Annotated in this window: 2 protein-coding genes and 2 pseudogenes; 2 read left to right on the top strand and 2 right to left on the bottom strand. The window is 73.0% G+C overall.

Translation table 11 applies throughout. From position 1 onward, the window contains the following. Positions 1-564 precede the first annotated feature (564 nt). Both I3F54_RS16635 and glpK read left to right on the top strand, forming a co-directional pair. Positions 565-983: pseudogene (locus I3F54_RS16635) on the top strand (aquaporin). 20 nt (positions 984-1,003) lie between these two features. Further along, complete coding sequence (gene glpK / locus I3F54_RS16630) at positions 1,004-2,524, top strand: glycerol kinase GlpK (protein ID WP_240119563.1); 1,521 nt, start codon at positions 1,004-1,006, stop codon at positions 2,522-2,524. 196 nt (positions 2,525-2,720) lie between these two features. On the opposite strand, the gene I3F54_RS16625 is transcribed toward glpK, so the two are convergent. Together I3F54_RS16625 and I3F54_RS16620 are read right to left on the bottom strand one after the other, a co-directional pair. Continuing rightward, positions 2,721-3,326 (bottom strand): ATP/GTP-binding protein, encoded by a 606-nt coding sequence (locus I3F54_RS16625; RefSeq protein WP_240119569.1) that lies wholly within the window; start codon positions 3,324-3,326, stop codon positions 2,721-2,723. After that, positions 3,310-6,925: pseudogene (locus tag I3F54_RS16620) on the bottom strand (hydantoinase B/oxoprolinase family protein); the annotation flags it as partial. The gene I3F54_RS16625 and the pseudogene I3F54_RS16620, both read right to left, overlap by 17 nt. Positions 6,926-6,948 lie beyond the last annotated feature (23 nt).

The following is a 6,948-nucleotide window of genomic DNA, read 5'->3' as shown; positions in this document are numbered from 1 at the left end:
AGGCCCGGCGCGGACACGACCGGGCCGCGCGGTGCCGGTGCGGGACGTCCGTGCGGGCCGGGGCGGGTGCGGAAGGGGCGCCGGGGTGCCCTGCGCGCGGCACCGGCGGGTGTCCCGCCGGCGCCCGCCCCTGGTGCCGCGTCAGGCACTTCGCGCGGCACCGGAGAGCGGGCCGGGGTTCGGTGCGATCGGCCGCCTGGGGCGGGGTCCGGATCCGCCCGGCGGGGTGGGTGACCAACTCCGCCCGGTGGAGCGGCGGTTCACCGGTGGGTGGTGCGGGTCGCGGCGGTCGGCGTCCTTGACGGCCCGGGGGTGCCGGTGAACACTTCCCGGTGTCGGCCGACATCGCCGCACCCGCTCGGTGTATCCACGCACTGCGCCCCACGGGCCGCCTGCGCCACGGCCCTCTGTTCCCCGGGCGGTTCGGCTGTCACGCACCTTCACGCGGATGCCGGGCACGGCGCCGGCCCTGCCGCCCCCCGGTGCGCCACACCGCGGGAGTCGTGGAAACGCACCCTGCAACAGCACCGGGGCGAACGCCCCGGGCCGGGCCCAGGAGCCGCCATGCGCAAGGGAGACGTCTTCGCGGGCGAGATCGTCGGCACAGCGATCCTGGTCGTCTCCGGCACGGGTGCCTGCGCAGCCGTCGCCCTCGGGCGTTCCAGGGCCGGGGCATCCGGACGGGCGGTGATCGCCCTCGGCCGTGGTCCCGGCGTCGTGGCCTTCGGCATGGCCGAGGGCCTCGGCGGGTCCGCGACGCTCGCGCTGATCGTCTCCCCGCCCGTCGTCGGCATCGGCCTCTCGCCGGACGGGCCGACCGGCTGCGCCCTCAACCCGGTGCGCGACCTCGGCCCGCGCCTCGCGCACGCCTTCCCGCCGATCGAGAACAAGCGCTCCCCCGTCCGGGATCACACCTGGGTCCCGGAGGTGGGAGCGCGGTCGGAGGGGCGCTCGCGGGCCTCCTCCGCAACGCAGCCTTCTGAAACGAGCCCAAGGGGCAGCCATGACGGACCACTCCGAGAAGTACGTCGCCGCGATCGACCAGGGCACCACCTCCAGCCGCTGCATCATCTTCGGCCACGACGGCGCGATCGTCGCCGTCGACCGGCGCGAGCACCGGCAGATCTTCCCCAAGCCCGGCTGGGTCGAGCACGACGCCACGGAGATCTGGGCCAAGGTGCGGGCGGTGGTCGCCGGCGCCCTGGCCAGGGCCGGGCTGCGGGCCGACCGGTTGAGCGCACTCGGCATCACCAACCAGCGCGAGACGACGGTCCTGTGGGACCGCGCCACCGGCAAGCCGGTGCACAACGCGATCGTCTGGCAGGACACCCGGACGGCCGCCCTGTGCAACCGGCTGGGCGGCACGGACGGGCAGGACCGGTTCCGTGAGCAGACCGGCCTGCCGCTGGCCACGTACTTCTCCGGACCCAAGGTGGCCTGGCTGCTCGACAACGTGCCGGGGCTGCGGGCCCGCGCCGCGCGCGGTGAGATCGCCTTCGGCACCGTCGACTCCTGGCTGATCTGGAACCTCACGGGCGGCCCCGACGGCGGGCGGCACGTCACCGACGTGACCAACGCCTGCCGGACCATGCTGATGAACCTGGAGACGCTCCAGTGGGACTCCTCCCTTCTCGCGGCGATGAACGTGCCCGAGTCCGTACTGCCGGAGATCCGGTCGTCGTCCGAGGTGTACGGCACCGCGGTCGGGCAGTTGGCGGGGGTGCCGGTGGCTTCCGCGCTGGGCGACCAGCAGGCCGCCGTGTTCGGTCAGGCGTGCTTCGACGTCGGGACGGCGAAGAACACGTACGGCACCGGCAGCTTCCTGCTGCTCAACACGGGTAGCCGGCCGGTGCAGTCGAAGAGCGGACTGCTGACGACGATGGGGTACGAGATCGGCGGTGAGGCGCCGGTGTACTGCCTGGAGGGCTCGATCGCGGTGACGGGGGCCCTGGTGCAGTGGTTCCGCGACCAGCTCGGCATCATCCGGACGGCCGATGAGATCGAGACGCTGGCGGGGAGCGTGCAGGACAACGGCGGTGCCTACGTCGTGCCCGCGTTCTCGGGGCTGTTCGCGCCGTACTGGCGCTCCGACGCGCGCGGAGTCGTCACCGGGCTGACCCGCTTCGTGACGAGGGCCCACCTCGCGCGGGCGGTGCTGGAGGCGACGAGCTGGCAGACGCGTGAGGTCGTTGACGCCATGTACCAGGACTCCGGCGTGCGGATCACGTCCCTGAAGGTCGACGGCGGCATGACGAGGAACGGTCTGCTCATGCAGCACCAGGCGGACGTGCTCGGCGTGCCGGTGGTCCGGCCCAGGGTCTCCGAGACCACCTGCCTGGGTGCCGCCTACGCCGCCGGGCTGGCCACCGGGGTGTGGAACGACCTCGACGAGCTCAAGGCGCACTGGCAGAAGGACGCCGAGTGGACGCCGTCCATGTCGGCCGCGGTGCGCGACCGCGAGTACCGCAACTGGCGCAAGGCCGTGGAGAGGAGCTTCGGCTGGGTGGAGGAGGAAAAGGCGTAGGCACACGCGTGTGGAGCGGGTGGGGCGGGCCCCGTCCGTGCGGGCGGCGCCGGGCGGTGCCCCGGCACGCGCGCAGGGTCGGAGTGCCCTCGGGCCAGGCCGCACCCCGCCCGGCGGGGGACACGGGCCGCGGGCGCGGTCCCGGAGGGGGCCCCGGTGCCCTTCCGGGGCGGTGCCCCCGAAGGCCCGCGGCCCGTCACCCGGTGACGACCTCGCGCCGGTCCGCGGCACAGGTCATCGCGTGTTCGACGACGCCGACGAGGACGTCCCGGACCGACGCGCGCTCACGTGCGTCGCACAGGAGGAGCGGCACGTCGTCGTCGAGGTCGAGTGCCCTGCGCACGTCCTGCGCCGGGTGACGCGGGGCACCCTCGAAGCAGTTGACGCCGACGACGAAGGGGATGCCGCGGCGTTCGAAGTAGTCGACGGCGGCGAAGCAGTCCTCCAGGCGGCGGGTGTCGGCGAGGACGACGGCGCCCAGGGCGCCCTCGGACAGTTCGTCCCACATGAACCAGAACCGCTCCTGGCCGGGCGTGCCGAAGAGGTACAGCACGAGGTCGTCGCGCAGGGTGATGCGGCCGAAGTCCATCGCCACGGTGGTGGTGTGCTTGGCCTCCGCGCCCTGCGTGTCGTCGACGGTGCGCCCGGCCTCGGTGAGTGTTTCCTCGGTGCGCAGGGGCCGGATCTCGCTGACCGCTCCGACCAGAGTGGTCTTGCCCACGCCGAAGCCGCCCGCCACGAGGATCTTGAGTGTGACGGGTTCGACCGGGGGCTTGCCACGCGCGGAACGCCCGAGGATCATCGCTTTCTTCTCCTGCTCGATGGGGGGTCGGCCGGCGGCGGGCCGAAGCCTCCGCCGCCGGGGGTCTCGATGACGAGCACGTCGCCGGGCGCGACGTCGGCGGCGTCGCTGCCGCCGAGCCGGGTCACCGTGCCGTCGGTGTGCTCCACGCTGTTGGCGCCCAGAGCGCCGGGCTCGCCGCCCGCCATGCCGTACGGTCGCACGCGGCGGTGCTGGGAGAGCGTGGAGACGGTCATGGGCTCCCGGAAACGGATGCGGCGCACCGCTCCGTCGCCGCCGCGCCACCGCCCGTCGCCGCCGCTGCCGCGGCGTACCGAGAACTCCTCCAGGAGGACGGGCAGCCGCCATTCCAGAACCTCGGGATCGGTGAGCCGCGAGTTGGTCATGTGGGTCTGCACCACGCTCGCGCCGGGGAAACCGTCACCGGCGCCGGAGCCGGAGGCGACGGTCTCGTAGTACTGGTGGCGCTTGTTGCCGAAAGTGACGTTGTTCATCGTTCCGGAGCCCTCCGCCTGGACGCCCAGGGCCGCGTAGAGCGCGCCGGTGATCGCCTGGGAGGTCTCCACGTTGCCGGCGACGACGGCGGCGGGCGGCTGCGGCGCCAGCATGCACCCGGGCGGCACGATGATCCGCAGGGGGCGCAGGCAGCCGTCGTTGAGGGGGATGTCGTCGGCGACCAGGGTGCGGAAGACGTACAGGACCGCCGCGACGACCACGGAGACCGGCGCGTTGAAGTTGGTGTCCTGCTGCGGCGACGTCCCGGTGAAGTCGATGGTCGCGGAGCGCTCCCGGCGGTGCACGCGGACCCGGACCCGGATGATCGCGCCCGCGTCGGTCTCGTAGGCGTACTCACCGTCGTCGAGGGCGTCGATCACACGGCGGACGGCCTCCTCGGCGTTGTCCTGGACGTGGCGCATGTACGCCTGCACCACGTCGAGGCCGAACTCGCCGATCATGCGGCCGACCTCCTCGACGCCCTTCTGGTTGGCGGCGATCTGGGCACGCAGGTCGGCGAGGTTCGTCGTCGGGTTGCGGGACGGGTAGGGCGCATCGGTGAGCAGGCGGAGGGTCTCCTGCTCGCGGAACCGGCCGTCGTCGGCGAGCAGCCAGTTGTCGAAGAGGACGCCCTCCTCCTCGATGGTTCGGCTGCCCGCGGGCATGGAGCCGGGGGCGATGCCGCCGATCTCGGCGTGATGGCCGCGGGACGCGACGTGGAAGAGGATCCGGTCACCCTTCGTGTCGAAGACGGGCGTGATGACGGTGACGTCCGGCAGGTGGGTGCCGCCGTGGTACGGGTCGTTGACCGCGTAGGTGTCGCCGGGGCGCATGGCCCCGCCGCGGCGCCGTACGACCTCCTTGACGCTGGTGCCCATCGACCCCAGGTGCACGGGGATGTGCGGGGCGTTGGCCACCAGGTTCCCGTCCGGATCGAACAGGGCGCAGGAGAAGTCCAGCCGCTCCTTGATGTTGACCGACTGGGCCGTGGACTCCAGCCGGGCGCCCATCTGCTCGGCGATGGACATGAAGAGGTTGTTGAAGACCTCCAGCAGGACGGGATCGGCCTCCGTGTCGAGATCGGAACTCTGTGTGACCGTCACGCGTTCCATCACCAGATGGCCGCCGTCGCTCGCCGCCGCCTGCCAGCCGTCGTCGACGACGGTGGTGGCGCTGGACTCGGTGATGATCGCGGGGCCGGTGACGACGTGGCCGGGAGGCAGGTGCTCCCGGCGGTGCAGGGGCACGTCGCGCCAGGCACCGCCGGCGTGGAGACGGACGGTCTCGGGTGCGGCGGTGCCGCCCTGGTACGGGGCGAGGGCGGAGAGATCGGGGGGGTCGGTGAGGCCGGTGGCTTCGACGGAGAGGGCTTCGACGACGACCGGGCGGTCGAGGGTGAAGGAGTACGTGGCCCGATGACGTGCGGTGAACGCTTTCCGCATGGCGGCGGGGTCGGTGAGCTCGACGGTGAGGGTCGTGTCGGTGCCGTCGTAGCGCAGTTGCGCGCGCCGGGCGACGCGGATGCGGTCTGCGGGCACGTCCTCGGCCAGGAGCTCGGCACGGGCCGCCGCTTCCAGGTCGTCCGCCGTCGCGAGGACGCCGGGCATGGCCGCGGCCTCCAGCGGTGCCTCGACGGACTGCTCCCTCATCGCGGTGGTGTCGGCGAGCCCGATGCCGAGCGCGGAGAGGACGCCGGCCATGGGAGGCACCAGCACGGTGCGGATGCCGAGGGAGTCCGCGACCATGCAGGCGTGCTGACCGCCGGCGCCGCCGAAGGTGGTGAGTGCGTAGCGGGTGACGTCGTGGCCCTTCTGCACGGAGATCCGCTTGACGGCGTTGGCGATGTTGGCGACGGCGATCTGCAGGTAGCCCTCGGCGACCTGCTCGGGTGTGCGGTCGTCGCCGGTGCGGGCGCGGATCTCGTGGGCCAGGGCCGTGAAGCGCTCGCGCACGACGGCGTCGTCCAGCGGCTGGGCGCCGTCGGGCCCGAACACCTCGGGGAAGTGGGCGGGCTGGATGCGGCCGAGCATCACATTGGCGTCGGTGACCGCGAGCGGTCCACCGGCGCGGTAGCAGGCGGGGCCCGGGTCGGCGCCCGCCGAGTCGGGCCCGACGCGGTAGCGGGAACCGTCGAAGTGGAGGACCGAGCCGCCGCCCGCGGCGACGGTGTGGATGTCCAGCATGGGCGCCCGCAGCCGCACACCCGCGATCCGGGTGGTGAAGACCCGTTCGTAGGCGCCGGCGAAGTGGGAGACGTCGGTGGAGGTGCCGCCCATGTCGAAGCCGATGACGCGGTCGTGGCCGGCCAGCTGGGACATGCGGGCCATCCCGACGATGCCGCCCGCCGGCCCGGACAGGATGGCGTCCTTGCCGCGGAACTGCCCGGCCTCGGCCAGACCGCCGTTGGACTGCATGAACATCAGCCGGACGCCCTGCAGCGCGTCGGCGACCTGCCGCACGTAACGGCGCAGCACCGGCGACAGGTAGGCGTCGACCACGGCGGTGTCCCCGCGCGGGACCAGCTTCATCAGCGGGCTGACCTCGCTCGACAGCGAGATCTGGGGAAAGCCGATACCGGCGGCGAGGCGCCCCACGGCCTGCTCGTGGGCAGGGTGGAGGTGGCTGTGCATGCAGACCACCGCGACGGCGCGGATCCCGTCGTCGTACGCCTGCTGCAGGGGGCCGGCGAGGGCGTCCTGGTCGGGGGCGCGCAGGACGGTGCCGTCGGCGGTGATGCGCTCGTCGACCTCGACAACCCGTTCGTACAGCAGTTCCGGCAGCCGGATGCGGCGGTCGAAGATACGGGGTCTGTTCTGGTAGGCGATGCGCAGGGCGTCCCGAAAGCCGCGGGTGACGACGAGCAGGGTGCGCTCGCCCGTCCGCTCCAGGAGGGCGTTGGTGGCGACGGTCGTCCCCATGCGCACGGACTCCACCGGGTCCGGGGAGTCCGCCCGCAGGGCACGCACGCCGGCGACCGCCGCGTCGGCGTACCGCGCGGGGTTGTCCGACAGCAGCTTGCATGTCAGCAGGCGTCCGTCCGGGCGCCGCGCCACGATGTCGGTGAACGTGCCGCCCCGATCGACCCAGAACTGCCAGCCTGTCATCACCTCACCTCGCTTCCGCGCTG

The sequence above is a fragment of the Streptomyces sp. MUM 2J genome (genome assembly GCF_022414535.1).
GTDB lineage: Bacteria > Actinomycetota > Actinomycetes > Streptomycetales > Streptomycetaceae > Streptomyces.
The sequence above is the reverse complement of the archived record's forward strand: the minus strand, read 5'-3'. Positions and strand labels throughout refer to the sequence as shown.

What these genes read in the sequence shown, in the direction of transcription:
- I3F54_RS16625 (WP_240119569.1), bottom strand. Translation starts at nt 3,326, where the DNA reads ATGATCCTCGGGCGTTCCGCGCGTGGCAAGCCCCCGGTCGAACCCGTC.
- glpK (WP_240119563.1), top strand. Translation starts at nt 1,004, where the DNA reads ATGACGGACCACTCCGAGAAGTACGTCGCCGCGATCGACCAGGGCACC.